The following is a 24,474-nucleotide window of genomic DNA, read 5'->3' as shown; positions in this document are numbered from 1 at the left end:
GGCTGACTTGCACATCGTTGCGATGTGCCACCGTGCGGTTGCCCGGGCAGGCGACTGTCTGACTGTCTGTTACTCGGCCTTGATGCCCACGGCCTTCACGATCTGCGCATAGCGCTCGTATTCGGCCGCCACCTGCGTCTGGAACTGCCGTTGCGGATGGCCCGTGGCCTCGATGCCCTGCACCGCGAGTTCTGCACGGGCGGCCGGAGCCTGCACGATGCGCCCCGCCTCCGCCGCGATGGCGTCGAGCACCGGCTGCGGCGTTCGCGCCGGCGCGAACAGCCCGAACCATGTGCCCGAGCGGTAGCCCGCATAGCTTTCGCCCACGGTCGGCACTTCGGGCAGCAGCGCATGGCGCCTCTCGCCGCTGGTGCCCAGCGCCACCAGCCGGCCGCTGCGGATGTGCGGCAGCGCGGGGCCGACCGCGATGAACATCACGTCGACCTGCCCCGCGATCACGTCCTGCATGCCCAGCGGGCCGCCACGGTACGGGATGTGCGTGACGTAGATGCCAGCCTTCTGCTTCAGCAGCTCCATGCTCAACTGCTGCGGGCTGCCATTGCCGGCCGAGGCGTAGTTGATGCGCCCAGGATGGGCTTTGGCCGCGCGAACGAAGTCGGCCACCGTGTGGAAGCCGGTCTTCGGGTTGGCGACCAGCACGAAGTCGATCTGCCCGAGCGACACCACGGGCACCAGGTCGCGCCGGGCGTCATAGGGCAATCCGGCCTGGATGTTGGGGAGGATGGTGATAGGCCCGTCCGCGCCCACCAGCAGCGAGTAGCCGTCGGGCTGCGCCTTGGCCAGCCCATCGGCGGCCAGGATGCCGGCCGCGCCGGCGCGGTTGTCGACCACCACCGGCTGCTTCCATTGCTCCGACAGGCGCTGCGCCAGGTAGCGCGCCAGCACGTCGGGCGAACTGCCGGGCGTATTCGCGACCGTGATGTGCACGGGCTTCGACGGATAGGCGGCAGCCGCCGGTTGCGCCTGCGCGGCCGCGGTCAACGAAGCGCAGGCCCACAGGCCAAGGACCGGCTTGAGCAGCTTCGACAGGAAATGGGCACGCATGGCGAACTTTCGATTGCAGGAGGCAAAGCGCGCGATTCTGTCGCGCCCTCGCCCGCAAGCGAACGACCCATTTGTCAGATGCTTAGGCTGGTTCCGGCATATGCAGCGAGCCGAACTCTCCCAGCTGCCGGTAGAAGGCATCGACCTGCTGCTGTGCCCCCTCGCGCATCGCCGCATTGCGCCGCGCGCAGCTCTCGGCATCTTCCATCGCCCCCGCCTCGCCCACCTTGCGCGAGGCGTCTTGCACGAAGCGGCACATCGGGTAGCGGCGTTCGCCGAAGGCGTGCAGCGTGGCGTCGGCGATGCCGTGCCGCGCGAGCATGTCGGCCAGCACCACCGCGTCTTCCACCGCCATAGCCCCGCCCTGCCCCATGAAGGGCGTCGAGGCATGCGCCGCATCGCCTATCAGCAGCACGCGGCCCGCGTGCCAGGGCAGCGGCGTGTGCACCTCCTCGACGGCCGTGTAGAGCACTTCGGAATCCGCGCCGAGCTGATCCAGAAACTGCCGCGCCGGGCCGCCGAACTCGGCGAAGCGCTCGCGCATCTGTTCCGGCCATGTCTCCTTCGGATACCAGCGGCCAGCCGGCTCGGCGACCGTGCCGAAGATGTAGAGCCTGTCGTGGCTGATCGGCATGATGCCCAGCCGCTTGCCGACGCCCATCATCATGATCTTGGCGTCCAGCGCACGCGGCCGCTCGTGCACGCTGCGCCAGACGCCGAAGCCGGTGTAGCGCGGTGCGACGGGGCCGGCGACGGCCTCACGCACCTGCGAGCGGATGCCGTCTGCGCCAATGACGAGGTCGAAGCGCTGTGCCGTGCCGTCCGAAAACATGACCTCCGCGCGATCGCTGCCGCCGGGCGAATCGATCTCCGCGACCGTCGTCGCCAGCCGTATCTCCACGCCCAACGCATCGAGCCGCGCGGCCAGGATACGGTGCATCTCCGCGCGCCTGATGCCCACGATAGGCGCCGAGCCGCCGCTGGAGCGCGGATAGAACACATCGACGATGGGCTCGCCGTGGTGGTCGAGGTAGACATTGCGGCCGTCCTCTATGGCAAAGCCCGCGTCGAGGATGCCGGGCAGAACACCGACCTTGCGCAGCGCCTCGAGCCCGTTGCCGTAGATGAAGATGCCCGAGCTCTGGAAGCGCCACTCGGCCTGCTTCTCGACCAGCGTGACGCGAAAGCCCTTGCCGGCCAACGAGATGGCGGCCGAGCAGCCCGCGATGCCCGCGCCGACGATCAATACCCTTGCTGCCTGTGTCATGCCGTGCTCACAGCTGCGTCCGCACGGACCACAGCTCGGGAAAGAAACGGTGATCGACCACGCTGCGCAGCCAACCCACGCCGGCCGAACCGCCCGTGCCCGGCTTGAAGCCCAGGATGCGTTCGACCGACACGAAATGCCGCCAGCGGTACTGCGAGAACACATCGGCGATGTCCATCAGCGCCTCGCCCAGCCGGTATAGGTCGTTCTCCGGCGTCGGATCGCCGTACACCCACAGCCACGCCGCCTCGACGCCCGGGTTCGGCACATAGGGCGCCGACCAGTCGCGCGCCAGCGCCCCGGGCGGCACGGCGATGTCGCGGCGGTGCAGCAGCGCCAGCACGTCGTCGTACAGGCTCGGTGAATTCAGCGCGCGCTCCATGTAGGGCCACACGTCGGGGTTGTTCGCATGCGCGCGCGCCAGCGGAATCGACTTGTTGCCGAGGATGAATTCAACATGCCGGTACATGTACGACTGCTGCCCCGAGGCAATGCCCAGCGTGTTGCGGAACTGGTTGAACTCGTGCGGCGTGATGGTCGAGAGCACGTCCCAGGTCTTGCCAAGGAATTCGAGCAGCGCGCGCACGCGCGGCACCAGTTGCAGCGCACCGGCCACGTCGTCGCCCCGGATGCGCGCCTGCATGTTGGCCAGCTCGTAGTGGATGGCCTTGAAGCTCAGCTCCTTGCAGTGCGTGATGCACATGAAGACCATCTCGTCGTGGCCTTCGCTGCGCATGTGCTGCAGGCTCAGCAGCAGGTCGTTGCGCTGGTGCTCCAGGTAGGGGTTGCTGCTGCCTTCGAAGGCCACCAGTGGCTCACCATCGGTGTTTTGCACGGTGGCCGCGCGCTGCTGGTTGTCGCCGGTGGCGATGGGCTTCACCAGCGACAGCTCGAGCGCGGGGTTGCGCACTTCGGGAATGACTCTTTTGCGTGGGGTTGCCATGCGCCGATTGTTCGACCCGCACGCCGCCGCCTCAACCTCCGGCAGGCCGGATTTGGGCACCGACCGTCCGGGACGGCAGATTCAGTCGGATTCGGGTCCGCCCTGCTGGCGGGCGTACGCGCTCGGGGTCATGCCCGTCCAGCGCTGGAAGGCGCGCGAGAACGCCTTCTCCGACGCATAGCCGACCGCCTCGGCCACCTGGTGCAGGCTCAGCTGCCGGTTCTTGAGTTTCTCGGCCGCCAGCGTCATGCGGTACGAGCCCAGGTAATGCATGGGCGTGACGCCCACGAGCGCGCGAAAGCGCTCGCTGAAGATGGTGCGCGACAGGTAGCTGGCCTGCGCCAGCGTGGCAACCGACCACGGATGCTCGGGCCGCTCGTGCATCAGCGACATCGCACGGGCAATGCTTTCGTCGTCCAGCCCGCGCAGCCTGCCGACCTGTCCCGTCTGGCTCTGCGCCTGCGGCTGGGCATAGAGGTGCTCGCACAGGATGTGCACCAGCAGCAGGTCGGCCATGCGCGCCGCCGACAGCTGCCAGCCCGGGCGCTGGGCCACGGTTTCGTTCACCAGCGATTCCATGGCCTGCGCCAGCGAGGCGGTGGTGGGAATCTGCGCCTGCCGAAGCACGATCAGCGACGGCAGGCTGCCGATGATCGAGCCCAGGCCCTGTGCGGGCATCCACAGGTGCAACGAGAACAGCTCGGTGACCGGGCCGCCGCCGCCATGCGAGAACACGATGGGGTGGTCGCCGTGCCGGCCGATCGAATGCGCCTCGATCTGCTCGCGGAAAGGCATCGCATCGAGCCCCGGCGCGGACGACACGGTGTGCGCCCCGCCTTGCGGCAGCATCGCGATGTCGTGCGGCGCCACCTGCACCGGCTCGGCGCCGTCCACTGCAATCCAGTAGGGTGCGCCGGTGCACATGCGGATCAGCGGACCGGCCACGCCGGTCGAATGCAGCGCCCAGGGAGCAGAGAGCGAAAACCGCGCAGTCACCGCCCTTTCTGACTTGTACGTCGCAAGCACATGGCTGAGTACGTCGCCGCCCCGCTCTGTGTCCATGCTGTTCGTGCCGCCCGGTGGTGTGTCTCGATGGCGGCGATTATCTGGCATGCCAGGCGGGCGATTGCGCCCCGCGCTACCCAAGGCGCCCCGGGATGCAACACAATGGCGTTTCGCAAGAAGACCGCATGAAGACAACGACCTCGCACCCGAAGCCCCCTCGCGCCGCCCCGTTCGACAGCGAAACGCTGCTTCGCGACAACGGCCTGCGCGTCACGCGCGCCGCGCAGACCGTGCTCGAACTGATCGAGCACAGCTCGCAACCCCTGACGCACGAAGAAGTGGCCTCGGCCTACACCGCCGCCACCGGCGAAACGCCCGACCGCGTGACGGTCTACCGCGTGCTCGACCGGCTCGTCGAGGCCGGCCTGTGCGACCGCCGCGTGGGCCCCGACCGCGTCAACCGCTTCTCGCGCCATGTGGAGGCAGAGTCGGGCAACACCTTCGAGTGCGACCAGTGCCACAAGGTGCTGGCGCTGCCGTCCGATCCGGAACTGCCGAAGGTGATGGGCCGGCTGGGGCGGGCCTTGCGCAAGCAGGGCATCGACACCCGCCACACTGCGCTGACCCTCCACGGCACCTGCGGCGACTGCGCCCGCTAGGCTTTTCTCACACGTTCCACGAGGGGAACGGATCCGGAAAGTTCTGCCACCACGAGGCGCCGAAGCGCATCTCGTTTTCCGTGAGCAGGCACTCGTCGAGCCGGGCGCGCAACGCGTCTTCGTCCATGCCGATGCCGATCAGCACCAGCTCCTGCCGCGCGTCACCCGTGGCCGGGTCCCAGTTCTTGTGGATCAGCTCCAGCGCATCCGGCTCGGTCGGCCAGTGCTCGCGCGGCACTGCGGCCCACCAGAAACCCGCCGCGCCATAGCGGCAGGCGCCGCCGGCCTGCGACCACGAGCCCGCACGCGTGGCGCGACTTGCAAGCCAGAAGAAGCCCTTGGAGCGCACCACTCCTTCCCATTCGCTTTGCACCAGCTTCCAGAATCGCATCGGGTGAAACGGAATGCGCGAACGGTAGACAAAGCTGCGAATGCCGTATTCCTCCGACTCGGGCACGTGCTCGCCGCGCAGCTCGGCCAGCCAGCCGGGCGCCTGCTCGGCCTGCTCGAAGTCGAACAGGCCAGTGTCGAGCACGCGGTCGAGCGCCACGCGGCCGAACTCAGACACCTCGATGCGGGCACGCGGGTTCAGGCTGCGCAAGATGGCCATGAGCCGTTCGCGCTCCTCGGGCGTGACGAGGTCGGTCTTGTTGACCACCAGCACGTCGCAGAACTCGATCTGCTCGATCAGCAGGTCGACCACCGTGCGCGTGTCCTCGTCACCGAGCGACTGGCCACGCTGGCCGAGGCTGTCGGGCGAGCCGTAGTCGCGCAGGAAGTTGAAGGCGTCGACCACCGTCACCATGGTGTCGAGCCGGGCCACGTCGGCCAGGCTCTTGCCGTCTTCGCCAGCGAAGGTGAAGGTTTCGGCCACAGGCAGCGGCTCGGAGATGCCGGTGGACTCGATCACCAGCTGGTCGAAGCGCCCTTCCTTCGCGAGCCGGTTGACCTCGATCAGCAGGTCTTCGCGCAGCGTGCAGCAGATGCAGCCGTTGCTCATCTCGACCAGCTTCTCGTCGGTGCGCGAGAGCTCGGCACCGCCGTCGCGCACGAGCGCAGCGTCGATGTTGACCTCGCTCATGTCATTGACGATGACTGCCACGCGGCGGCCCTCGCGGTTGTGGAGGATGTGGTTCAGCAGCGTGGTCTTGCCGGCGCCAAGAAAGCCGGAGAGCACGGTAACGGGGAGGCGGTCAGCCATGGGGCAGGCTCCATATATGCAACAGTATTGCATTATATGGATCAACGCAACATTGTTGCGTTTTACTGCCGAGCCCCGGTCGCCATCGACCGTTCGCCTACCATCCGGAAAATGACCTCCGAACCCCGCACGCCCTTGCAACTCGTCTGGCCTTCGCACGAACACCTCGCCGGCTACATCGCCGCGCTGGAACGCGGCTGGTCGCCCAACAACCTGCGGCCCGAAGCCGGCCAGGAAGAACTGGCGCAGATCCACGCCGACCCCGAACGCTTTCTGGCCAGCCTCGTCGACCCCGAAGCCAAGGGCCCGCCAGTCGCGCTGCCCGGCGGAGGCACCGTGCCCCGCCTGCCAGGCTACCGGCGCTGGATGTGGGACGGCGAGTTCTGCGGCAGCATTCAGCTACGCTGGCAGCCTGGCACCAACGCCCTGCCCATCTACTGCCTTGGCCACATCGGCTACGGCGTGGTCCCGTGGAAGGGCAACCGAGGCTACGCCAAGGCTGCGCTGCGCGCGCTGCTGCCCGAGGCGCGCACCAGGGGCCTCGATCACGTCGACATCACGACCAGCCCCGAAAACCTCGCCTCGCAGCAGGTGATCCGCGCCAACGGCGGCGTGCTGGTGGAAGAGTTCGTCAAGCTACCCGAGCTCGGCGGCACGCCTGAACTGCGCTTTCGCATCGACGTGCGGGAGCTCCGGTAGCGCTACATCTCGAAGGCCTCGACCTGCCTGCCGTCGATGTCGGTAAAGCCGTACTCGCGCGCCAGGTCGGCCACGCGCAGCACCTCGCCGCTCTTGTCCATCACCCGCGCATCGCCGGCCAGCGCCGCGATCGCCCGTCCCAGGTAGCGCGGCGACTCGGTGCGCGCCAGCGCGGGCCGCTCATGCCAGTGCGCCTCATCGGTCTTGTGGCCGGCCAGCACGAACTCCGTGCGCATCCAGCCGGGCGACACGGCAATGGAGGCGACGTTGTGCGACCGCAGGTCTTGCGCCATGCCGAACGCCAGCCGGGTCATCGAAGCCTTCGCGAGGTCGTAGAAGAGGCTGCCGCGCAGATAGTGATCACGGTCCCAGAAGGTGGTGGTGAGGATCAGCCCCTTTTTCTGTCGCACCATCAGCGGCGCGGCACAGCGGCTGGCCACGAGGTGGTTGCGCACGCCGCGGTCGAACATCGAATCCCAGTTCGACAGCGGGTGCTCCCAGAAAGGTGCTTCGAACACGCCATTGAAGGTCTCGTGGCCACCCCAGGCGTTGTTCACCAGCAGGTCGATGCGGCCTGCCTCGCGCTCCACGCGGGCGAAGAGCGCCGCCACTTCTTCCTCGCGGGTGTGGTCGCACTGCACGGCGATGCTGTGTCCGCCCATGCGGGTGAGTTCGTCTGCGGTGTCGTCGATGCTGCCGGGCACGGCCTGCATATCAGACAGGGCCAGCAACTGGCCGTAGGTTTGCGCGGGCCGTTCGCGCGTGCTGCGCCCGGTGACGTACACCGTGGCTCCGGCGGCGCCCAGTTCCAGCGCGATGCCGCGCCCTGCTCCTCGACTCGCGCCAGTCACCACTGCCACGCAATCCTTCAACGGGCGACGGGTGTTTTCGTTCTGCATGTTCGGTTGCTCCTTCGATCTGCCTGTGCAAGAGCGGACGAAGATAGTGCGCGCTCAACACGCCGTCTTGGAAGAACCCGAAACGGCGTGCCCCATGAACTCCGTCGGCGTAACGCCGCAGAGCGCGCGGAACTCGTTGGCCATGTGCGACTGGTCGTAGAAGCCGGTCTCCAGCGCAACATCAGCCCACGCGGGCGACGACTGCAGCCGCAGCGCGCGCAGACAACCATGCATGCGCGCGAGCCGGCTCCAGGCGCGCGGCGAAAGGCCCACATGGGCATGAAAGAGCTGCTGCAGTCGCCGTTCGCCAATGCCGACGGCCATTGCCACCTCGCGCAAGGAGCGACGCCCATCGGATGCGGCGATGAGCTGCGCGGCATGCATGGCAGCGCCTGTGTTGCCTGCGGCGGCGCTGCTGTCGCGAAGCCGGCGTTGCAGAACGGCGTGCAGCAGCGTCACTCGCGCTGCATCGTCCGGCGCCTCGGCCATGCGCCCCAGCAGCTCGGTGCCTTCACCCTGCCACAGCGCATCGAGGTCCACGGCGCTGCCGCCGATCTCGCCCACTGGCAACCCCAGCAGCGCAGCGGCGGCACCAGGGCGCAGGGTGACGGAGAGCCCCTCCACCTTGCGCCGCATGCGCACCACCACAGGCGCGGCCGAAGCGCCAATGGCTTCCACCGCCAGCCCCTCGCCTTCACCGGCGGACGGTGCATCGCCGAGGTTGAACACCAGCCGCACCGCGCCGTCTGGCAGCACGCGTTCGCGCACCTCGTGCCCTTCGGCGAAGGTCTCGCGGTACAGCATGATGTGCGAGACGTGGCCGCGCAGCGCAGCCCCAACCGGGAACGCGCGCAACGTACCCGCAGGCACGCCAGATTCCGGCCCGTGCAAGGGGTCGTCGTCGAGGCGAAGGAAGAGGCGTTCGGCCATGGCAGTCCATTGTGATGAAAACCCCGCCCGGCTGCGAGCCAGCCGCGGTCGCCGAAAATCGACCGCTTCGCCCGCACACACGAATGCCCGCCACCGCCCTCCCCGTCCTCTATTCATTCCGCCGTTGCCCCTATGCGATGCGGGCCCGGCTCGCGCTGATTGCGAGCGGCCAGCGCTGCGAGCTGCGCGAGGTGGTGCTGAAGAACAAGCCAGCCGAGATGCTGGCGGCCTCGCCCAAGGCCACGGTGCCCGTGCTGCTGACCGAAGACGGCACGGTGCTGGAGCAGAGCCTCGACGTGATGCTGTGGGCCCTGCACCGCAACGACCCGCTGCGCTGGCTGCAGCCCGACACCGGCACGCTGCAGGACATGCTCGCACTGGTCGCCATCTGCGACGACGGCTTCAAGCCCCAGCTCGACCGCTACAAGTACCCCGACCGTCATGCGGATGGCGGCGAACCCGCGCGCGAGCGTGGCGCCCAGTTCCTGCGCGACCTCGAAGCCAGGCTGTCGACTTCGCCCCACCTGACTGGCGCGCATGCCACGCTGGCCGATGCCGCCGTCATGCCCTTCGTGCGCCAGTTCGCAATGGTCGAGCCCGCGTGGTTCGATGCACAGCCCTGGCCCCGCCTGCAAGCGTGGCTGTCCGGCTGGACCGCCTCGGACCTGTTCGCACGCGCCATGCACAAGTACGCGCCCTGGAAGACCGGCGACGCCGGCGTCAGCTTTCCGCCGCTCTAGCTAGCCGCCCATCGCCACCGCCGAGGCCCGCTGGATGCATTCGACGAAATGCTGCGCGGCCGGCGTCAGCAGTTGCCCACGGCGCTTGATGACGCTGACGCTCAGCATGGGCAGCTCTTCCTCGATCTCCACTCGCCGGATGCCGTGGCGCTTGAAGGTCAGCGTTGCCAGCGGCTCCACGAACAGGCCGACCAGGTCCATCTGCCCGACCAGCGCCAGCGCCACCGTGACCGATTGCCCCTGGATTACCCGCGCCGGCGGCGGCAGGCCCAGTGGCAGCAGCGGCGACACGGCCTCGCGGCCGCTGAAATGGTCGTCGCCCGGAAGAATCCACTCGGCCTTGTAGAGCTCGCGGATCGAGCGGCTCGCGCGCAGCGGATGACGCTCGCGCAGTCCCACCACCAGCCTCACCGGAAAGAGCTCCATCGCCTCGAACTGCGGATCGAGCCGGCCCGGCACCACATGCGCCACCGCAAAGTCGAGCGAGCCCTCGCGCAGGCGCCCCAGCATCCAGGGCAGCACCGTTTCGCTGAACTGCACGTCGACTGCCGGCAGCCGCGCGTGGAAATCCTTGAACGCGGCCGGCAGCACCGTGAGCGCGAACGAAGTGCTGACGGCCAGCGAGACCTTGCCCGTGAGCCCGTCGCGGATCTGCGCGATCTCGTCGCGTGCGCGCTGCATGTCGGCCAGCAGCAGCCGGGCGCGTGGCGCAAAGGCCTTGCCGAACTCGGTGAGCCGCACGCCCTTGACGCTGCGCTCCACCAGCGGCGCCCCGACTTCGCGCTCCAGCTCGCGCACGATCTTCGTCACGGCCGGCTGGGAAATGCCCAGCACGCGGGCCGCGGCGCGAATGCTCATCTGCTCGACCACCGCCACGAAGGCGTGCAACTGATTGGGTTTCATGACAACCAAAAGTTATCTTTGACGCCCAATTATTGTCTTTTCATGACAGCAGCGAGTCTCTAGCATCCGGCGCGGTCAGTGCGTAGATACCTTCGACCGACATCCTCGAAAAGCAAAGCCAACACTGGAGAGCCATGAGCAACCCAAGCAAGCAGCCCGCGCCGTCCTCGTCCCCCGCTCGCCCCGCACGCAGGCGCCAGACCATCGTGGCCACCACCATCGGCAACGGGCTGGAGTTCTTCGACTTCACCGTCTACGGCTTCCTGGCATTGGTGATCGGCAAACTGTTTTTCCCGACCTTCAATTCGTACGGACAGCTGCTGCTGACGGTGGCGAGCTTCGGCGTGGGCTTCATCATGCGGCCGCTGGGCGGCATCGTGATCGGCGCGTATGCCGACCGCGCGGGCCGCAAGAAGGCCATGACGCTCACCATTTTCCTGATGGCGCTGGGCTGCGCGCTGATCGCCTTCACGCCCACGTACGCGGCCATCGGCGTGGCGGCGCCGGTCGTCATCGTGCTGGCGCGGCTCATCCAGGGCTTCTCGGCCGGCGGCGAAGTGGGTGCATCGACCACGCTGCTGGTCGAGCACGCCACGCCGTCCAACCGCGGCTACATGGCGAGCTGGCAGTTCGCGAGCCAGGGCCTGGGCGTGATGCTCGGCGCTGTCGTGGTGGGCCTGCTGACCTTCACGCTGTCGACGGAATCAATGCAGAGCTGGGGCTGGCGCGTGCCCTTCATCATCGGCATGCTGATCGCGCCGGTGGGCATGTACATCCGCCGCCATCTCGAAGAGTCGCTGCACATCTCGCCGGAAGAAGCCGCCGCGCCGCGCGAGAGCAGCCTGAAGATCGTCTGCACGCAGCACGGCAAGACGGTGTTGGCAGCGATTCTTTCGCTGGTGGGCGGCACCACGGCCGCATATGTCGTCACGTTCTACATGCCGACGTACGCCGTGCGCGAGCTGGGCTTTACGCCGTCGGTGGCGCTGTTCGGCGCCGCGCTCACCGGGCTGATCTCGTTCGCCTTCGCGCCCTTCGTCGGCAAGCTGTCGGACGTGGTGGGCCGCAAGCCGCTCATCGTCTGGAGCCGCATCGCACTGGCGATCCTGATCTACCCGGGCTTCCTGTGGCTCAACGCCTCGCCCACGCCGACGGTGCTGTTCGTCGTGCTCGGCGTGTTCAGCTTCGGCCTGGTGGTGCAGACGGTGCCCGGCATCACGATGCTGCCGGAGATGTTCCCGAAGGCGGTGCGCGCCAGCGGCATGTCGCTGGTGTACAGCGTGGGCGTGGCGCTGTTCGGCGGCTTCGCGCCCTTCATCAGCACCTGGCTGCTCAACGCCACGGGCAGCAAGCTCGCGCCTGCCTGGTACCTTGTGGCGATGACGGTGGTTTCGCTGCTCGGCCTGCTCTGGCTGCGCGACCATACGGGCCGCGACATCGATGCCGCGGGCGCCCACGCAACGGCCTGACGACTTTCTTCACCATTCCACGCACAGGAGTCCCCACCTCATGCCAACAACACAACGCTCCGCCGCCACGCGTTATTTCTCGGGCACGTATGCCGAAGCCCGCGCCAAGTTTCTCGAGGCCGCAGCGCAGCGCGGCGCGGCTGTCGAGTCGTTCGTGCTCGAAGCGCACCTCGGCGCGCTCGGCGAAGAGCTCGCCACCGACGTGGCGTTGATCGGCGCGATCGACGCGAAGAAGCTGCTGCTCGTGACCTCGGGCACGCACGGCCCTGAAGGCTTCTGCGGCTCGGGCACGCAGATCGCCACGCTCAACGATGCCGACCTGCTTTCGCGGCTGGAAAAAGCCGGAGTCGCGCTGCTGCTGGTGCATGCGGTCAACCCGCACGGCTTTTCGCACCTGCACCGCACGAACGAAGACAACATCGACCTGAACCGCAACCACATCGACTTCAATGCGCCCCTACCGGTGAACGCCGAGTACGCGGATGTCGAACCGCTGGTGCTGCCCGCGACCTGGCCACCGACACCCGCCGACGAAGCTGCCGTGGCCGCCTACGTCCAGCAGCACGGCATGACCGCCTTCCGCGCGGCGGTGACCAAGGGCCAGTACACCTCGCCCGACGGCCTGTTCTACGGCGGCACCGCGCCCTCGTGGAGCAACGGAACCATCCGCAAGATCCTGCGCAAGTACGCCGCATCGGCTACCCACATCGGCTGGATCGACGTGCACACCGGCCTCGGCCCCTACGGCCATGGCGAGAAGATCTACCCGGGCCGCAATACGCCCGAAGACCTTGCGATGGCCCACGCCTGGTGGGGCGCGGACGTGTTCGCGCCCTTTGCCGGCGACTCGGCCTCGGCCGACGTGTCGGGCCCGGTGATCTCGACCGCGTACGACGAATGCCCGAACGCGAAGATCGCGCCGATGGGCCTGGAGTTCGGTACGTTGCCCGACCTCGAAGTGCTGACTCGCCTGCGCGCCGACACCTGGCTGCGCCGCCACCCCGAGGCACCGGAAGCGCAGAAGCGCGAGATCCGCGCAGAACTGCGCGACGCGTTCTACTGCGACAACGACGAGTGGAAGGGAATGATCCTCGGGCAGACCCGCGTCGTGCTGCTGCAGACGCTGCAGGGCCTTCGCAAGGCCTGATCGATCAGCTGAAGTTCGGCGCGCGCCGTTCGCGCAGCGAGGCAATGCCCTCACGCACGTCGGCGCCCGCAAAGCCCATGAATTCGAGCGCCAGCGAGGCGTCGAAGGTCGGGCCGGCCTGGCGCAGCCAGTTGTTCAGCGCGTACTTGGTGAGGCGAATGGCGCTCTGGCTGCCGGCCGCGAGCCGGTCGGCCACTTCGTAGGCACGCGGCAGCAGGTCGGCCTCTTCCACCGCGAGCGACACGAGGCCGATGCGCTCGGCCTCCTCGCCGCTCACCGGCTCGCACAGCAGCAGGTGGTACTTGGCCTTGGCCATGCCGCACAACAGCGGCCAGACAATAGCCGCGTGGTCGCCCGCAGCCACGCCCAGTCGCGTATGGCCGTCGACGATCTTCGCGTTCTTCGTGGCGATGGAGATGTCGGCCAGCAGCCCCGCCACCAGCCCCGCGCCCACGGCCGGGCCGTGCATGGCGCTGACGATGGGCTTGTCGCAGTTGATGATGTTGTAGACAAGGTCGCGCGCCTCGCGCCACACGCGCTGGCGCACTGCGTCGTCGGTGGTCATGTCCTGCACCATCGCGAGGTCGCCGCCGCCCGAGAAGCCCTGGCCTTCGCCCCGCAGCACGGCGCAGCGCACCGTGTCGTCGGCGGACACGTCGCGCCAGATCTCGGCGAGTTCTCGGTGGCCGTCATGGCCCGCCGTGGGCAGCTTGCCGTTGGCCGCCCGCATCTGGATGTCGAGCACCGCGCCATTCGCACCACGGCGCGCGATGGCGAGGGTCTGGTAGCGGGCGTAGTCCATGGCGGGTGTCTCTTTCTGTGGCTTGTCTGCCGTCTATTTTTTCGCGGCCACTTCGCGGCAGCGCTGCACGTTGGTGTCGAAACGCGAGGCCAGTCCGGGCTCGCACTCGTCGGACGGCGTGAGCTTGCACATGCCGACGACCACGTAGTCCATGACCGCCGACGTGCACATCGGGTAGGCCGCCAGATCGGGGTTGGCCTTGACCTTGAAGCCCCAGCGTTCGGAGAACTGCACCGTGCGGATCATCGCGCCATGGAAGAAGCTGCGGTCCTTGGCGGCGATGGCGGCTTCCATGCGGGGCAGTTCCTCGTTCAGATAGCCGACCGAATCCAGCGGGAAGCCGGACGGGTCCTGCTGCGCGGTGGCCATCGATGCGGCAACGACCAATGGCAAGGCAGCCAGGAGGCGCAGGACGGGAGAAAGCGAGGGGCGGAGGGGCGTGCGTGGAAGGTGCATGGCTTCGAATTCTGCAACGTTTTGAAGCACTTTTGAAATCGCCGCGGTGCGCCCGCGCCACACCTACTTGCCCTTCTTCTGCTTGTCGAACTTGCGCCAGTACTGGAATTCGTCCTCGTGCACCTCGAGATCGACCTCCGAAATGCGCGACTGCAGGCGCTCCTGCACCTCGGCCACGGCCTTGTTGTAGACCAGCGGGCCGATCTCTTCCAGGAAGAAACCGAGCAGCGCCCCCGCCGCGATGTTGCCGATCGGCTCTTCCATGTTCTCGCGGAAATAGCGTTCGATGGACGTGATGGCCTGCTGGCGTGCTTCCTTCGGTATCTCGATGGTCATGGCGGGGTCTCGGGGGTTGGGTCGATCGATTGTGCCGGGGCACGGGGCCTGGCGACGAAGCTGCCGCTACCATGCGCGCACACAACTACACCGGAGACACACACCATGCAGTTCCGCCCCGCCGCACTCGCGGCCTTGGCCCTGGCAGCCCTTGCCGCTCTCCCCGGCTGCACGAACCTGACCCCCACCGTGCCGCAGCGCCAGCTGATGCTGGTCGCCAATGACGAGAAGCAGTCGTGGAACGACGCCGGCGTCGTGAGCCTCGGCCCGATGGGGCGCGACACCGTGCAGGTGCTCGACATCGGCACCGACCCGCTGGCGCCCAAGGTCGTCGGCACGCTGCAGCTGGACAACACCATCGCCGGCCCGCCGACCAACCTCGCGATCACGCCCGGCGAAACGCTGGCGCTGGTCGCCAACTCGCTCAACGTGGTCGAGGAGAACGGCGCGCGCAAGCAAGTGCCCGACAACCGCCTCTTCGTGATCGACCTGACGACCACGCCGCCCAAGCTGCTCGACACCCTGCAGGTCGGCAAGCAGCCCTCGGGCCTGTCGATCAACCGCACGGGCGACCTCGCGCTGGTGGCCAACCGCGCCGACAACTCGGTGAGCGTGCTGCGCATCTCGGGCAAGAAGGTGACGCTGATCGACACCGTAGCCATGGGCGATTCGGTGGCGCACGTGCGCTTCACGCCCGACGGCAAGCGCGCATTGGCGGCCAAGTTTCCGAGCCACAAGATCGCGCTGCTCGACGTGAACGGAGAGAAGGTCAGCTACAACAAGGTCGACCTCGCGGCGGGCCTGTGGCCCTACAACGTCGACGTGACGCCAGACGGCAAGCTCGCGCTCACGGCCGACAACGGCAACTCGGGCGCATCCGACGGCCAGGTCGACACCGTGAGCGTGATCGATCTCGAAGCCGCGCCGCCGCGCGTGGTCGACAAGGTGGTGGTCGGCGACGGCCCCGAAGGCCTGGCCGTGAGCCCGACCGGCAGGCACGCCGTGGCGGTGATCCTGCGCGGCAGCAACTCGTCGAAAAGCGCCTACTTCTACAACCGCAACGGCTCTGTGGTGCTGCTGAAGATCGACGGCAAGAAGGTCACGCGCGCCAACGAGGTGGTGGTGCGCGGCCTGCCCGAAGGCGCGGTGTGGAGCGCAGATGGCAAGTACCTCTACGTGGGCAACTTCATCGACCAGGACATCACGATCCTGCGGCTCGATGGCGACACGCTGGTGCCTACGGGCAAGTCGTTCCAGCTGCAGGGCCACCCGGCTGCGATGCGCGGGACAATGACGCACTGATCGATCCACCCTCCCCCGAACCCGAACGAAGAATCCATGGCGCAACCCAAACGACAACTCCGCACGCTCGAACGCGGCATCCTCTGCCTCGTGATCGGCGCCGCCGTTCTGCTGGGGCCGCGCTTTCTCCAGGGCACGCGCTGGTTCGAGATGGTCGCGGGCGCCTACCTGGTCGGCTGGTTCGCGCTGGTGCTGGGCGTGGCGCTGATCGTGGTCGAGCTGATAAAGCGCGGCAAGACGCGCCAATAAAAAAACCCGCCTTGCGGCGGGTTTCAGCAGCAGGCTCAGACCTTCTTGCCGCGCAACTTTCCGACCAGCTCCACCACGACCAGCACGATGGCGCCGGCCACGATGCCCACGCCGGCATTCACGCCCATCGAGCCCAACGTACCGAACACACCGCCCGTAGCCGCGGCCCAGCCCTCGACCGCATGCCCCAGCGCCGGCACGCCGTGCACCAGGATGCCGCCGCCCACGAGGAACATCGCGGCCGTGCCGGCCACCGACAGCGCCTTCATGAGCCACGGCGCCGTGGCCAGAATGCCGCGGCCCAGGGCCCGCGCGCCTGCGCTGGCGCGCTGGCTCAGGTAGAGGCCCGCGTCGTCGAGCTTCACGATGCCGGCCACGAGGCCGTACACGCCGATGGTCATGATCAGCGCGATGCCGACCAGCACGCTCAGCTGCGTCGTGAAAGGCTGGCCCTGCACGGTGCCCAGCGTGATGGCGATGATTTCGGCCGAGAGGATGAAGTCGGTGCGCACGGCGCCCTTGATCTTGTCCTTCTCCATGGCAACCACGTCGACCGATTCGTCGGCCACGGCCTTCTCGTGGCGCTCGGTGTCGGCGTCGTGCTCCTTCTTGTGCAGGAACTTGTGCGCGAGTTTCTCGGCGCCTTCGAAGCAGAGAAAAGCGCCGCCGACCATCAGCAGCGGCGTCACCAGCCAGGGCAGCCAGGTGCCGATGGCCAGCGCCGCGGGCACGAGAATGGCCTTGTTGACGAACGAGCCCTTGCACACGGCCCACACCACCGGGATCTCGCGATCGGCCTTGACGCCGGACACCTGCTGCGCATTGAGGGCAAGGTCGTCGCCCAGCACGCCGGCCGTCTTCTTGGCGGCCACTTTGGTGAGGATCGACACGTCGTCGAGAACGGTCGCGATGTCGTCGAGCAGCAGGAGCAGGCTGGTGGCCATGGGCAGGATTCGGGCTGAAAAAGAAGCGGCGAGCTTATCCGCAGCCGCCAACCGCCCTTGCAATAACCGTACGAATCACAGAGCGCTGAGCGCAATGGCCAGCACTGCGGCGAGCGATGCGCCGAACAGCGCCAGCCCCACGCGGCGGCGGCGGTGCGTGAGCATCCACAGCGCCATGCCCGACATCGACAGGAAGATCAGGCTGCCGGCCAGCGTGTCGACCAGCAGGATCCACGGCAGCGGCATGCCGCCGCCCTTGTGCATGTTGGTGAGCGTGGCGACAAAGCCGTTGTGCGTGGTGGTGACGCCGACCGAGCGGTTGCCCTGCCAGTACTCGACCTGCACGATCTCGTTGGGGCCGCCGAAGTTGAACACCCAGCGCGCGGGCTGCGTGAGCACGGGGGCGCTCTTGTCGCTCTTGTCGGCCCAGGCGACGGGCTTGGCGGGCTCGATGCGGCGGGAGTTAGGCGGGCCGCTCATGCGCAGCGCACCCTGCAGCCACTGGCTCATGGCCTCGGGCGTTTCCGGCGCAGGGTCGGGCAGTACCAGCTGGGCGCGCGTGCGCTCCTGGGCCTGCGGCAGCTTCAGCACGTCGCGGTGGTTGAGCCAGATGCCGCTGAAACCGAACAGCAGCCCCAGCACCGCGCCCCAAAGGCCGAACCAGCCGTGGGTGCGGCGGATCCACTGCACGGCGGTCGTGCGGCGCTGGTGCGCGCGCACGCGCGCAGCGTGGCCGAGGGCGGTGCTGCCGGAGTCCATGTCAGGAAACGTCGCGCTTCAGGCGGATTTCCTCGACGCGCACGGTGCCGAAGGCGGTGGTCTTGGCGGTCTTCATCTCGCGCTTGAAACCCGCGAGTTCGTGGAAGCGCATGGCGCGGTCGTTGCGGATCGGCACCCAGATGGTGACCGTGGTGCAGCCCTCTTCTTCCAGGCCTTCGCGCGCGGCGTCCCAGAGGGCCACGCCCACGCCCTTGTCCCAGTGCTCGGGCTTGACGTAGATAGCCCAGATTTCGCCGGTGGTGGGCGGGGTCTTGGGGTCGCGCGAGCGATCGAAGCCGACAAAGCCGACGATTTCGCTGCCCAGCACGGCCACACGCACCTGCGGCTCGCTGTATTCGATGGCTTCGCGCCACTTGGCTTCGCGGGTGGCCGGGGCCAGGGCGCGCAGCTCTTCCTCGGGAAGGATGCCTTCGTAGGCGGCCTTGGCGGCGAGGGAATGGATTTCGGCGACGGCCTTGGCGTCGCGCAGGGTGGCGGGGCGAACTTCGTAATCTGACATGAATGCGGGGAAATCAATGGAACCGCGTATTGTCGCCGCACCGCTAAACTGCTTGCCGCATCCGTCGTAACAACAGGAGAAATCGACATGGCCAAGAGTCAGCAACGCAGCACCAAGGAAGCGAAGAAACCGAAGAAGGACACCTCGCCGCCCAAGCCTGTGGGCACTGGCGGCATCGAGCCCGTTCGCACGATCACGACGGCGGTCATTCCCCGCGGCAAGCTCAAGAACAAGTGACGAACGACGCTCCAGCACCTGCCCCAGCGGCCCCCGCGGCCGCGAAGGCCCAGCCGCGCAACCCGCTGCATGGGGTCACGCTGGAGGCCATCGTCACCGCGCTGGTCGACTACTACGGGTGGGAGCACCTGAGCGAGCTCGTTCCCATCCGTTGCTTCACGCTCGACCCGAGCGTGAGCTCGAGCCTCAAGTTCCTGCGCAAGACGCCGTGGGCGCGCGAGAAGGTCGAGAGCCTTTACCTCTTCATGCTGCGCGAGCAACGCCGCGAACAGCAGCAACAACAGCAAAGCCAGCCACCGCAGCCATGAAGGTCCGACTCGAGCCCTCGGGCCTCGACTTCGAGACCGATGCCGGCACCACGCTCCTGAAAGCCGCCGAGGCCGCCGGCATCGAGCTGCCGAGCTCGTGCCGCAACGGCACCTGCCGCACCTGCATCTGCCAGCGGCTGTCCGGCGAAACCCGCCACATCATCGAATGGCCCGGCCTGAGCGCCGAGGAAAAAGCCGAAGGCTGGATCCTGCCCTGCGTAGCGCAGGCGCTGGGTGACATCACGCTCGACGCGCCGGGCGCGCGCGCCCTGTTCGCAGACTAGGACTTGACCGGCGGCCTGACCGAAGGCGCCGCCACCACCAGCCGGTCCCGCTGGGCCAGCGACGGGAAAAGCCTGAACCAGGTCAGCGCAACCAGCATCGTCCCCACGCCGCCCACCACCACCGAGCCGACCGGCCCCAGCAGCGCCGCCGTGGCGCCCGACTCGAACTCGCCGAGCTGGTTGCTCGCGCCGATGAAGATCGAATTGACCGCGCTCACCCGCCCGCGCATGGCATCGGGCGTTTCGAGCTGCACCAGCGTCTGGCGGATCACCACGTTGACCATGTCGGCGCCGCCCGAGACCGCCAGCGCGATCAGCGAGACGACGAAGCTCTTCGAAATGCCGAATACCACCATGCACAGCCCGAAGAGCCCGATGGCCAGCAGCAGCGTGCGCCCCACGCGGCGCTCGACCGGCCGACGCGTGAGCAGGATCGACATCACCAGCGCCCCCACCGCCGGCGCGCCGCGCAGCAGGCCAAGCCCCCAGGGCCCGGTGTGCAGGATGTCCTTGGCATAGATCGGCAGCAGCGCCACCGCGCCGCCCAGCAGCACCGCGAACAGATCGAGCGAGACCGCGCCGAGCACGGGCTTGCGCTTCCAGATGAAATCGACGCCCGCGAACACGGTGGCCAGCGTCACCGGCTCGCGCGCGGCCGGCGTGTAGGCATAGCGAAGCCGCAGCACCAGCGCGCAGGCGACGACAAAGAAGGCCACGCTGGCGCCGTAGACCACCGCCATGCCCGCCACGAACAGCAGCCCGCCGAGGGCAGGCCCGCCGATGATCGCGCCCTGCATGCCCGCCGAGCTGAAGGCCATCGCACGCGACAGCATGCTGGGCGGCACCAGCAGCGGCGTCAGCGCCTGCTGCGCCGGCATCTGGAAGGCCCGCACGGCGCCCAGCACCAGGGACAGGCCCAGCAGCAGGCCGCGCGAGTCGTGCTTTTCCAGCACCGCCAGCAGCAGCACGAGCGCCACCAGCCCCTGTACCGCGAAACAGGCCGCCACGATGCGCCCGCGGTGGTGGCGGTCGACGACGTGGCCAGCCAGCAGCGCCAGCAGCAGCGCGGGCACGAACTGGTAGAGGCCGACGAGGCCCAGGTCCCAGGCGCTGCTGGTGAGCTCGTACATGTGCCAGCCAATGGCCACCAGCAACATCTGCGAGGCGGCGGTGCCGAACAGGCGCGCCGTCCACATCTGCATGAACGGGCGTTCGCGCGTCAGGTCGGAAAAGCTGGGGGGAGAAGAGGAAACGGAGGCTGGGGCGGGGCCGGACATTCGCTCAAGGATAGCCGAGGCCGGATGAGCGGGGCATGAGGGGCCGGGAACGCGGGTGCGGGCCACCATCGCGCTCTCTACACTCTGCGGCATCCATGACGACCGCGCCGCCGCTCCTGCAACCCGTTCACGAAGACCCGCACCTGCTGGTGCTCGACAAACCCGCCGGCCTGCTCTGCGTGCCCGGCCGTGGCGAGGACAAGCAGGATTGCCTGAGCGCACGCGCCATGCGGCAATGGCCCGACGCGCTGATCGTGCACCGGCTCGACATGGCCACGAGCGGGCTGGTGGTGATGGCACGCGGCATCGAAATGCAGCGGGCGCTGAGCGCGGCCTTTGCCGAGCGCCGGGTACACAAGCGCTATGAAGCCATCGTCGATGGCGCGATGCCGGTGCTGGAAGACTGGTCGCTGATCGACGCACCGCTGATGGCCGACTGGCCGCGCAGGCCGCTGCAGAAGACTGACCCGGCCGGCAAGCCCAGCGTCACGCGATGGAAGGCGATTTCATTGCTGCCTGGCGAGCCTGCCGCGACCCATGTGCTGCTGGAGCCACTGACCGGCCGCTCGCATCAGCTGCGCGTGCACCTGCTGTCGATCGGGCACCCGATTCTTGGCGATGCGCTATACGGTGATGCCGCCTTGCAGGCACGCGCGCCACGGCTGCTGTTGCATGCGAGCGAGTTGGGGTTCGTGCACCCGGTGACGCAGCAGGAGCTTTACTTCAAACGGTCGCCCGATTTCGTCGTGGTTTCCTGACCAATTAGTCAGCCAGTCAGCCGCCCTTGACGACCAGCACGGGCATGTTGGCGTCCTGCAGCACGCGCTGCGTCACGCTGCCTAGCAGCAGTTTCTCGATGCCGCTGCGGCCGTGCGAGCCCATCACGATCAGGTCGGCCGCGATGGCGATGGCCGTATCGACGATGCCTTCGTGCACCACGTGGCCGTCGATCACGCGCTGGTCGCTGTGCAGGCCTTCGGCCGCCAGGGCAGCCACGCCGCGTGCGAGCGCCGCGTTGGCGCTGGCCGTGGCTGCTGCGAGGTATTCGTTCTGGCCGAGCGCATAGTCCGCGCCCACGCCGATGAAGGGGTAGTTGTCGATCACGTGAATGAGCGTGATGCGGCTACCGAAAGCCAGCGCGAGGCCGCTGGCCTTGCTGACGGCGAGCATGGAAGTTTCGGAGCCGTCGATCGGAACCAGGATGTGATTGAACATGGCGGGACCTCGCTTTCGTTCGCAGACAGACACGGCCCACATGGAGCCGGGCCCCGAATTTAACCGCTGTTCCGCGGACGGACTGTAGGACTCGTGCCAGCGACGGCGCACTGCACCGCCGCGCGGCTTCAGTCCCCCTGGAAACCCTTGGCGCGGCAGGTGATCACGAGCGTGTCGCGCCAGCCTTCGCCGCCCTCTTCCAGCGGCTGGATCGGCGTCGATTCGTGGATCACGCGCGCATCGTCGAGCACGAGCAGGGTCCAAGGCTCGGTCATGGTGAAGCGCTCGCCGCGGCGGCCGTTGGCTTCGAACACACGCGTCTCGCCGCCCTTGATGCCGTGCCGGCCGACCAGTGCCACGGCCACGAGATCCACACCATCGCGGTGCGCGCCCTCGGGCGTCGGGCGGCCGATGCCGCCGGCGGTGTCGATGCGGAACTGGTGCGCTTCCACGTACCAGCGCTGCCGCGCACCACGCATGTCGCTGCTGGCCTTGCCGAGCTGCTGCAGCAGCCGCTGCCACACGGGTTGCGCCACGGTGGCCTCGAGCATCGGCGCGAACCAGCGCTGCATGCCCCCGTGCAGGGCGTTGTATTCGACCGGCTGCCAGTGCGCGCGATGCGGCACCTGTGCCAGCGTGGCATGGTCGTCGGCTTCGACGGTGAAGCAGGCATGGCGCCGCGTGCGGTAGCGGCCGCCGTCCTTCAGGTATTCGTCGGGCGGGAGATCGTTCCAGTCCGCGTGCAGCGCATTCAGCTGCGCGAGCGGAACGCCGAGCCATTCGCTGACGCCCTGCGGACTGAGCACCGCATAGCCTTGATCGCGCAATGCGGCAGGCAGCTCGGCGGGGGCGATGAACGGGGGAGTGAAAGCGGCCGTGGTCACTGCGCGCTGACCTTCACGTCCTTCCAGAACGCGACGCGGTCGCGGATCTCTTCGGCTTCGGGCTTCGGGTCGGCGTAGTACCAGGCGGCGTCGGTGTTGAGTTCGCCGTTGACCAGCAGCGAGTAGTAGCTTGCGGTGCCCTTCCAGGGGCAGGTGGTCTTGTGGTTGCTGAAGGTGACTGCGTCGCGATTGAGCGAACTCATCGGGAAATAGTGGTTGCCTTCGACGAGCACGGTGTCGTCGCTTTCGGCGATGGTGACGCCGTTCCAGGTTGCTTTCATGGTCTTGGTCTCCAGGGGGAGGGTTGCGGGCGCTGGCCGTTGCGCTGCCGCACGGGGCTTGGGTATTGTGCCGTTGCTTGGCTTGCCCGCTTTCTTCGGGGCGATATGGGCACTATTGCTTTGTTTGTTTTCCGGGGCCGGGTCTCGGCCCGGCGGCCGACTCACTTTCTTTTGCTTCGCCAAAAGAAAGTAAGCAAAGAAAAGGCGACCCTGCCGTCTGCGTCCCTACGCTTCGCTTCGGGCAACCTGCGGTGCTCGACGTAGACGGGGGTCCGCAGAACTCGCTTCGCTCAAACAGCTGCGGCCCTGATCCCGTCTACGTCTGCGCTCCTCGGCGCAGCCAGAAGGGATGGGGGAGCCCACCAGGCCTTCGCTGCGCTCGGCGGGGTGCGACTGCAGGCGCTGCGCGCCTGCGGTGGCCTCATGGCCGAGCGAAGCAAAGGGCCGAGTTGTCTCCAACCCCTCTGGCTGCGCCGAGGAGCGCAGCGTTTCGCGGATAAGGGCTCGCCCTTGTCTGAGCGAAGCGAGTTTGGGCGAGACCCCGCGAAACGCGAGCACCACAGGTTGCCCCTTCGCAAAGCGAAGGGGTCGCAGACAGTGGGGTCGCCTTTCTTTTGCCTACTTTTCTTTGGCGAAGCAAAGAAAAGCAGGTCGCCCGCCGGGGCGAGTCCCGGCCCCGGAACAAAAACTAGGCAGCCAACCAGTGAACGCTAAAGAGCTTCTCAGGATCCGTCCAAACCGCACCAGGCCGAAACCCAGCCCGAGCAGCCAAAGCCCGAAGCCCTTCAACAGTGAACTTATGCGAGTACTCGGTATGAATAGTCTCGCCCTCCTCAAACCCAAACCGTTCCCCATTCAACGAAACGCTCTGAGCCCGCCGGCTAACAAGATGCATCTCGATCCGCTGCCGAGGCGCGTTGTAGAACGCCGCATGCGCAAACCCATCGACATCGAAGTCCGCATCCAGCTCGGCATTCGCCCGACGCAGCAGATTGAGATTGAACTCCCCCGTAACCCCTTGCGCATCGTTGTAGGCCGCATGCAAGCGCCCCGGATCCTTCACCAGATCCACCCCAATCAGCAGCCCACCCCCACGCAACATCCGCGCAGCCAGCTGCAAAAAGGCCAGTGCCTCCTCAGGCTCGAAGTTCCCAATAGTCGACCCCGGAAAAAATCCGACTCGTCGCCCCGAACCAGCCATAGGCGCAGGCAGCACCAGAGGCATCGTGTAGTCCGCAGCAATGGGCTGCACCACCAGCTTCGGATAGTCCGCCTTCAGCCGCTCGGCCGCAGCCTCCAGGTGCTCCCCTGAGATATCGATGGGCAGATAGCGCTTCGGCGCCCGCAGCGCATCGAGCAGCAGCCGCACCTTCGTGAGCGACCCCGCCCCGAACTCCACGATCTCCGCGTTCGGCCCGATCTGTTCGGCGATCTCCCCGGCGCATTCGCCAAGAATGCGCAGCTCAGTGCGCGTCGGGTAGTACTCCGGCAGCTCGCAGATGCGGTCGAACAGCTGCGACCCCGCCGCGTCGTAGAAAAACTTCGGCGAGATGCTGCGTGGCGAGCGCGCAAGCCCGGCTTGCATCTCCCGCCCGAACTCCGACAACGGCGTCGCGGCCGTGGAAGAAGAAGAAACACGCGGCTTCGCAGCAGGCGCGAACGACAGCGACGAGGAAGAAGTTGGATTGCGCAT

30 protein-coding genes are annotated in these 24,474 nt (G+C 67.5%); 11 read left to right on the top strand and 19 right to left on the bottom strand.

Features of this window, described 5'->3' with window-relative positions; genetic code table 11:
- Window positions 1–69: 69 nt before the first annotated feature.
- The 4 genes from ACTG4X_RS11990 to ACTG4X_RS11975 form a co-directional block, all read right to left on the bottom strand.
- Entirely contained in the window at window positions 70–1,065 is a 996-nt protein-coding gene (locus ACTG4X_RS11990) for a Bug family tripartite tricarboxylate transporter substrate binding protein (RefSeq protein WP_440533883.1), read from the bottom strand.
- A gap of 82 nt (window positions 1,066–1,147) precedes the next feature.
- Window positions 1,148–2,332 carry an FAD-dependent oxidoreductase gene (locus ACTG4X_RS11985; RefSeq protein ID WP_097199567.1) on the bottom strand — a complete coding sequence of 395 codons (1,185 nt, stop codon included), beginning with the start codon at window positions 2,330–2,332 and terminating at the stop codon, window positions 1,148–1,150.
- Between the two features lie 7 nt (window positions 2,333–2,339).
- Complete coding sequence (locus ACTG4X_RS11980; RefSeq protein ID WP_097199568.1) at window positions 2,340–3,275, bottom strand: tryptophan 2,3-dioxygenase; 936 nt, start codon at window positions 3,273–3,275, stop codon at window positions 2,340–2,342.
- Window positions 3,276–3,356: 81 nt separating this feature from the next.
- Entirely contained in the window at window positions 3,357–4,271 is a 915-nt protein-coding gene (locus ACTG4X_RS11975; RefSeq protein WP_440533882.1) for a cupin domain-containing protein, read from the bottom strand.
- A gap of 194 nt (window positions 4,272–4,465) precedes the next feature.
- Between ACTG4X_RS11975 and ACTG4X_RS11970 the strand changes: the two genes are divergently transcribed.
- Entirely contained in the window at window positions 4,466–4,939 is a 474-nt protein-coding gene (locus tag ACTG4X_RS11970; RefSeq protein WP_093177992.1) for a Fur family transcriptional regulator, read from the top strand.
- Window positions 4,940–4,946: 7 nt separating this feature from the next.
- Here the strand turns inward: ACTG4X_RS11970 and zigA are convergent, their stop codons facing one another.
- Window positions 4,947–6,140, bottom strand: a complete 1,194-nt coding sequence (zigA, locus tag ACTG4X_RS11965) for a zinc metallochaperone GTPase ZigA (protein ID WP_097199569.1) — start codon at window positions 6,138–6,140, stop codon at window positions 4,947–4,949.
- 111 nt (window positions 6,141–6,251) lie between these two features.
- Here zigA and ACTG4X_RS11960 point away from each other — a divergent pair, with 111 nt between their 5' ends.
- Entirely contained in the window at window positions 6,252–6,839 is a 588-nt protein-coding gene (locus tag ACTG4X_RS11960; RefSeq protein WP_093059126.1) for a GNAT family N-acetyltransferase, read from the top strand.
- Between the two features lie 2 nt (window positions 6,840–6,841).
- On the opposite strand, the gene ACTG4X_RS11955 is transcribed toward ACTG4X_RS11960, so the two are convergent.
- Window positions 6,842–7,738 carry an SDR family NAD(P)-dependent oxidoreductase gene (locus tag ACTG4X_RS11955; RefSeq protein WP_097199570.1) on the bottom strand — a complete coding sequence of 299 codons (897 nt, stop codon included), beginning with the start codon at window positions 7,736–7,738 and terminating at the stop codon, window positions 6,842–6,844.
- 54 nt (window positions 7,739–7,792) lie between these two features.
- Window positions 7,793–8,668 (bottom strand): helix-turn-helix transcriptional regulator, encoded by an 876-nt coding sequence (locus ACTG4X_RS11950; RefSeq protein WP_097199571.1) that lies wholly within the window; start codon window positions 8,666–8,668, stop codon window positions 7,793–7,795.
- An 83-nt stretch (window positions 8,669–8,751) separates the two neighbouring features.
- Here ACTG4X_RS11950 and ACTG4X_RS11945 point away from each other — a divergent pair, with 83 nt between their 5' ends.
- Window positions 8,752–9,408, top strand: coding sequence for a glutathione S-transferase (locus ACTG4X_RS11945; RefSeq protein WP_097199572.1), 657 nt, complete (start codon window positions 8,752–8,754; stop codon window positions 9,406–9,408).
- Here the strand turns inward: ACTG4X_RS11945 and ACTG4X_RS11940 are convergent, their stop codons facing one another.
- On the bottom strand, window positions 9,409–10,311 hold the full coding sequence (locus ACTG4X_RS11940) for a LysR family transcriptional regulator (protein ID WP_093059122.1): 903 nt from the start codon (window positions 10,309–10,311) through the stop codon (window positions 9,409–9,411).
- A gap of 134 nt (window positions 10,312–10,445) precedes the next feature.
- Here ACTG4X_RS11940 and ACTG4X_RS11935 point away from each other — a divergent pair, with 134 nt between their 5' ends.
- Window positions 10,446–11,780 (top strand): MFS transporter, encoded by a 1,335-nt coding sequence (locus tag ACTG4X_RS11935; protein WP_097199573.1) that lies wholly within the window; start codon window positions 10,446–10,448, stop codon window positions 11,778–11,780.
- A gap of 40 nt (window positions 11,781–11,820) precedes the next feature.
- Window positions 11,821–12,927 carry a M14 family metallopeptidase gene (locus ACTG4X_RS11930; protein ID WP_097199574.1) on the top strand — a complete coding sequence of 369 codons (1,107 nt, stop codon included), beginning with the start codon at window positions 11,821–11,823 and terminating at the stop codon, window positions 12,925–12,927.
- A 4-nt stretch (window positions 12,928–12,931) separates the two neighbouring features.
- Here the strand turns inward: ACTG4X_RS11930 and ACTG4X_RS11925 are convergent, their stop codons facing one another.
- The 3 genes from ACTG4X_RS11925 to ACTG4X_RS11915 all read right to left on the bottom strand — a co-directional run bounded on the left by ACTG4X_RS11925 (window position 12,932) and on the right by ACTG4X_RS11915 (window position 14,521).
- Window positions 12,932–13,729 (bottom strand): enoyl-CoA hydratase/isomerase family protein, encoded by a 798-nt coding sequence (locus ACTG4X_RS11925; protein WP_093078754.1) that lies wholly within the window; start codon window positions 13,727–13,729, stop codon window positions 12,932–12,934.
- A 33-nt stretch (window positions 13,730–13,762) separates the two neighbouring features.
- On the bottom strand, window positions 13,763–14,122 hold the full coding sequence (locus ACTG4X_RS11920) for a hypothetical protein (protein WP_256329652.1): 360 nt from the start codon (window positions 14,120–14,122) through the stop codon (window positions 13,763–13,765).
- Window positions 14,123–14,248: 126 nt separating this feature from the next.
- The gene (locus ACTG4X_RS11915) at window positions 14,249–14,521 is read right to left on the bottom strand and encodes a DUF2164 domain-containing protein (RefSeq protein WP_093177823.1); all 273 of its coding nucleotides are present in this window, start codon (window positions 14,519–14,521) and stop codon (window positions 14,249–14,251) included.
- Window positions 14,522–14,626: 105 nt separating this feature from the next.
- On the opposite strand from ACTG4X_RS11915, the gene ACTG4X_RS11910 reads away from it, so the two are divergent.
- Complete coding sequence (locus ACTG4X_RS11910; protein WP_440533881.1) at window positions 14,627–15,823, top strand: YncE family protein; 1,197 nt, start codon at window positions 14,627–14,629, stop codon at window positions 15,821–15,823.
- A gap of 36 nt (window positions 15,824–15,859) precedes the next feature.
- Window positions 15,860–16,072, top strand: coding sequence for a hypothetical protein (locus tag ACTG4X_RS11905; RefSeq protein ID WP_440533880.1), 213 nt, complete (start codon window positions 15,860–15,862; stop codon window positions 16,070–16,072).
- Window positions 16,073–16,107: 35 nt separating this feature from the next.
- Here ACTG4X_RS11905 and ACTG4X_RS11900 read toward each other — a convergent pair whose 3' ends face one another.
- From ACTG4X_RS11900 to ACTG4X_RS11890, 3 genes are all read right to left on the bottom strand, one after another.
- Window positions 16,108–17,016 carry a DUF808 domain-containing protein gene (locus tag ACTG4X_RS11900; RefSeq protein WP_440533879.1) on the bottom strand — a complete coding sequence of 303 codons (909 nt, stop codon included), beginning with the start codon at window positions 17,014–17,016 and terminating at the stop codon, window positions 16,108–16,110.
- A 75-nt stretch (window positions 17,017–17,091) separates the two neighbouring features.
- The gene (locus ACTG4X_RS11895; RefSeq protein ID WP_097199577.1) at window positions 17,092–17,775 is read right to left on the bottom strand and encodes a PepSY-associated TM helix domain-containing protein; all 684 of its coding nucleotides are present in this window, start codon (window positions 17,773–17,775) and stop codon (window positions 17,092–17,094) included.
- Between the two features lies 1 nt (window position 17,776).
- Entirely contained in the window at window positions 17,777–18,295 is a 519-nt protein-coding gene (locus ACTG4X_RS11890) for a GNAT family N-acetyltransferase (RefSeq protein WP_093059111.1), read from the bottom strand.
- Between the two features lie 87 nt (window positions 18,296–18,382).
- Here ACTG4X_RS11890 and ACTG4X_RS11885 point away from each other — a divergent pair, with 87 nt between their 5' ends.
- The 3 genes from ACTG4X_RS11885 to ACTG4X_RS11875 are packed head-to-tail and all read left to right on the top strand — an operon-like array spanning window position 18,383 to window position 19,124.
- Complete coding sequence (locus ACTG4X_RS11885; protein ID WP_013542593.1) at window positions 18,383–18,532, top strand: hypothetical protein; 150 nt, start codon at window positions 18,383–18,385, stop codon at window positions 18,530–18,532.
- Entirely contained in the window at window positions 18,529–18,840 is a 312-nt protein-coding gene (locus ACTG4X_RS11880; RefSeq protein WP_093059110.1) for a VF530 family DNA-binding protein, read from the top strand. The genes ACTG4X_RS11885 and ACTG4X_RS11880 overlap by 4 nt, the downstream gene beginning before the upstream one ends.
- Complete coding sequence (locus tag ACTG4X_RS11875; RefSeq protein ID WP_093059109.1) at window positions 18,837–19,124, top strand: 2Fe-2S iron-sulfur cluster-binding protein; 288 nt, start codon at window positions 18,837–18,839, stop codon at window positions 19,122–19,124. The genes ACTG4X_RS11880 and ACTG4X_RS11875 overlap by 4 nt, the downstream gene beginning before the upstream one ends.
- On the opposite strand, the gene ACTG4X_RS11870 is transcribed toward ACTG4X_RS11875, so the two are convergent.
- Window positions 19,121–20,401 (bottom strand): MFS transporter, encoded by a 1,281-nt coding sequence (locus ACTG4X_RS11870; protein WP_257014892.1) that lies wholly within the window; start codon window positions 20,399–20,401, stop codon window positions 19,121–19,123. The two genes, ACTG4X_RS11875 and ACTG4X_RS11870, sit on opposite strands and share 4 nt — an antisense overlap.
- Before the next feature lie 95 nt (window positions 20,402–20,496).
- On the opposite strand from ACTG4X_RS11870, the gene ACTG4X_RS11865 reads away from it, so the two are divergent.
- Window positions 20,497–21,159, top strand: coding sequence for an RluA family pseudouridine synthase (locus ACTG4X_RS11865; protein ID WP_440533878.1), 663 nt, complete (start codon window positions 20,497–20,499; stop codon window positions 21,157–21,159).
- A gap of 16 nt (window positions 21,160–21,175) precedes the next feature.
- On the opposite strand, the gene ACTG4X_RS11860 is transcribed toward ACTG4X_RS11865, so the two are convergent.
- From ACTG4X_RS11860 to egtD, 4 genes are all read right to left on the bottom strand, one after another.
- On the bottom strand, window positions 21,176–21,616 hold the full coding sequence (locus tag ACTG4X_RS11860; RefSeq protein ID WP_007833935.1) for a universal stress protein: 441 nt from the start codon (window positions 21,614–21,616) through the stop codon (window positions 21,176–21,178).
- A 128-nt stretch (window positions 21,617–21,744) separates the two neighbouring features.
- Entirely contained in the window at window positions 21,745–22,500 is a 756-nt protein-coding gene (locus tag ACTG4X_RS11855; RefSeq protein WP_440533877.1) for a 2OG-Fe dioxygenase family protein, read from the bottom strand.
- The gene (locus ACTG4X_RS11850) at window positions 22,497–22,781 is read right to left on the bottom strand and encodes a DUF427 domain-containing protein (RefSeq protein ID WP_093059105.1); all 285 of its coding nucleotides are present in this window, start codon (window positions 22,779–22,781) and stop codon (window positions 22,497–22,499) included. The genes ACTG4X_RS11855 and ACTG4X_RS11850 overlap by 4 nt, the downstream gene beginning before the upstream one ends.
- 688 nt (window positions 22,782–23,469) lie before the next feature.
- Complete coding sequence (gene egtD, locus ACTG4X_RS11845; RefSeq protein WP_440533876.1) at window positions 23,470–24,474, bottom strand: L-histidine N(alpha)-methyltransferase; 1,005 nt, start codon at window positions 24,472–24,474, stop codon at window positions 23,470–23,472.

Source organism: Variovorax sp. YR566 (genome assembly GCF_051992195.1).
Taxonomy (GTDB): Bacteria; Pseudomonadota; Gammaproteobacteria; order Burkholderiales; family Burkholderiaceae_C; genus Variovorax.
This window is presented reverse-complemented; position numbering and strand designations above follow the sequence as displayed.

Excerpts from the sequence above, each read along its gene's own strand:
- ACTG4X_RS11900 (WP_440533879.1), bottom strand. The coding sequence starts at position 17,016 with ATGGCCACCAGCCTGCTCCTGCTGCTCGACGACATCGCGACCGTTCTC.
- ACTG4X_RS11910 (WP_440533881.1), top strand. The coding sequence starts at position 14,627 with ATGCAGTTCCGCCCCGCCGCACTCGCGGCCTTGGCCCTGGCAGCCCTT.
- ACTG4X_RS11870 (WP_257014892.1), bottom strand. The coding sequence starts at position 20,401 with ATGTCCGGCCCCGCCCCAGCCTCCGTTTCCTCTTCTCCCCCCAGCTTT.
- ACTG4X_RS11985 (WP_097199567.1), bottom strand. The coding sequence starts at position 2,332 with ATGACACAGGCAGCAAGGGTATTGATCGTCGGCGCGGGCATCGCGGGC.
- ACTG4X_RS11850 (WP_093059105.1), bottom strand. The coding sequence starts at position 22,781 with ATGAAAGCAACCTGGAACGGCGTCACCATCGCCGAAAGCGACGACACC.
- ACTG4X_RS11950 (WP_097199571.1), bottom strand. The coding sequence starts at position 8,668 with ATGGCCGAACGCCTCTTCCTTCGCCTCGACGACGACCCCTTGCACGGG.
- ACTG4X_RS11990 (WP_440533883.1), bottom strand. The coding sequence starts at position 1,065 with ATGCGTGCCCATTTCCTGTCGAAGCTGCTCAAGCCGGTCCTTGGCCTG.
- ACTG4X_RS11890 (WP_093059111.1), bottom strand. The coding sequence starts at position 18,295 with ATGTCAGATTACGAAGTTCGCCCCGCCACCCTGCGCGACGCCAAGGCC.
- ACTG4X_RS11945 (WP_097199572.1), top strand. The coding sequence starts at position 8,752 with ATGCCCGCCACCGCCCTCCCCGTCCTCTATTCATTCCGCCGTTGCCCC.
- ACTG4X_RS11895 (WP_097199577.1), bottom strand. The coding sequence starts at position 17,775 with ATGGACTCCGGCAGCACCGCCCTCGGCCACGCTGCGCGCGTGCGCGCG.
- ACTG4X_RS11930 (WP_097199574.1), top strand. The coding sequence starts at position 11,821 with ATGCCAACAACACAACGCTCCGCCGCCACGCGTTATTTCTCGGGCACG.
- ACTG4X_RS11940 (WP_093059122.1), bottom strand. The coding sequence starts at position 10,311 with ATGAAACCCAATCAGTTGCACGCCTTCGTGGCGGTGGTCGAGCAGATG.
- ACTG4X_RS11960 (WP_093059126.1), top strand. The coding sequence starts at position 6,252 with ATGACCTCCGAACCCCGCACGCCCTTGCAACTCGTCTGGCCTTCGCAC.
- egtD (WP_440533876.1), bottom strand. The coding sequence starts at position 24,474 with ATGCGCAATCCAACTTCTTCCTCGTCGCTGTCGTTCGCGCCTGCTGCG.
- ACTG4X_RS11955 (WP_097199570.1), bottom strand. The coding sequence starts at position 7,738 with ATGCAGAACGAAAACACCCGTCGCCCGTTGAAGGATTGCGTGGCAGTG.
- ACTG4X_RS11915 (WP_093177823.1), bottom strand. The coding sequence starts at position 14,521 with ATGACCATCGAGATACCGAAGGAAGCACGCCAGCAGGCCATCACGTCC.
- ACTG4X_RS11935 (WP_097199573.1), top strand. The coding sequence starts at position 10,446 with ATGAGCAACCCAAGCAAGCAGCCCGCGCCGTCCTCGTCCCCCGCTCGC.
- zigA (WP_097199569.1), bottom strand. The coding sequence starts at position 6,140 with ATGGCTGACCGCCTCCCCGTTACCGTGCTCTCCGGCTTTCTTGGCGCC.
- ACTG4X_RS11875 (WP_093059109.1), top strand. The coding sequence starts at position 18,837 with ATGAAGGTCCGACTCGAGCCCTCGGGCCTCGACTTCGAGACCGATGCC.
- ACTG4X_RS11860 (WP_007833935.1), bottom strand. The coding sequence starts at position 21,616 with ATGTTCAATCACATCCTGGTTCCGATCGACGGCTCCGAAACTTCCATG.
- ACTG4X_RS11980 (WP_097199568.1), bottom strand. The coding sequence starts at position 3,275 with ATGGCAACCCCACGCAAAAGAGTCATTCCCGAAGTGCGCAACCCCGCG.
- ACTG4X_RS11905 (WP_440533880.1), top strand. The coding sequence starts at position 15,860 with ATGGCGCAACCCAAACGACAACTCCGCACGCTCGAACGCGGCATCCTC.
- ACTG4X_RS11885 (WP_013542593.1), top strand. The coding sequence starts at position 18,383 with ATGGCCAAGAGTCAGCAACGCAGCACCAAGGAAGCGAAGAAACCGAAG.
- ACTG4X_RS11970 (WP_093177992.1), top strand. The coding sequence starts at position 4,466 with ATGAAGACAACGACCTCGCACCCGAAGCCCCCTCGCGCCGCCCCGTTC.
- ACTG4X_RS11865 (WP_440533878.1), top strand. The coding sequence starts at position 20,497 with ATGACGACCGCGCCGCCGCTCCTGCAACCCGTTCACGAAGACCCGCAC.
- ACTG4X_RS11925 (WP_093078754.1), bottom strand. The coding sequence starts at position 13,729 with ATGGACTACGCCCGCTACCAGACCCTCGCCATCGCGCGCCGTGGTGCG.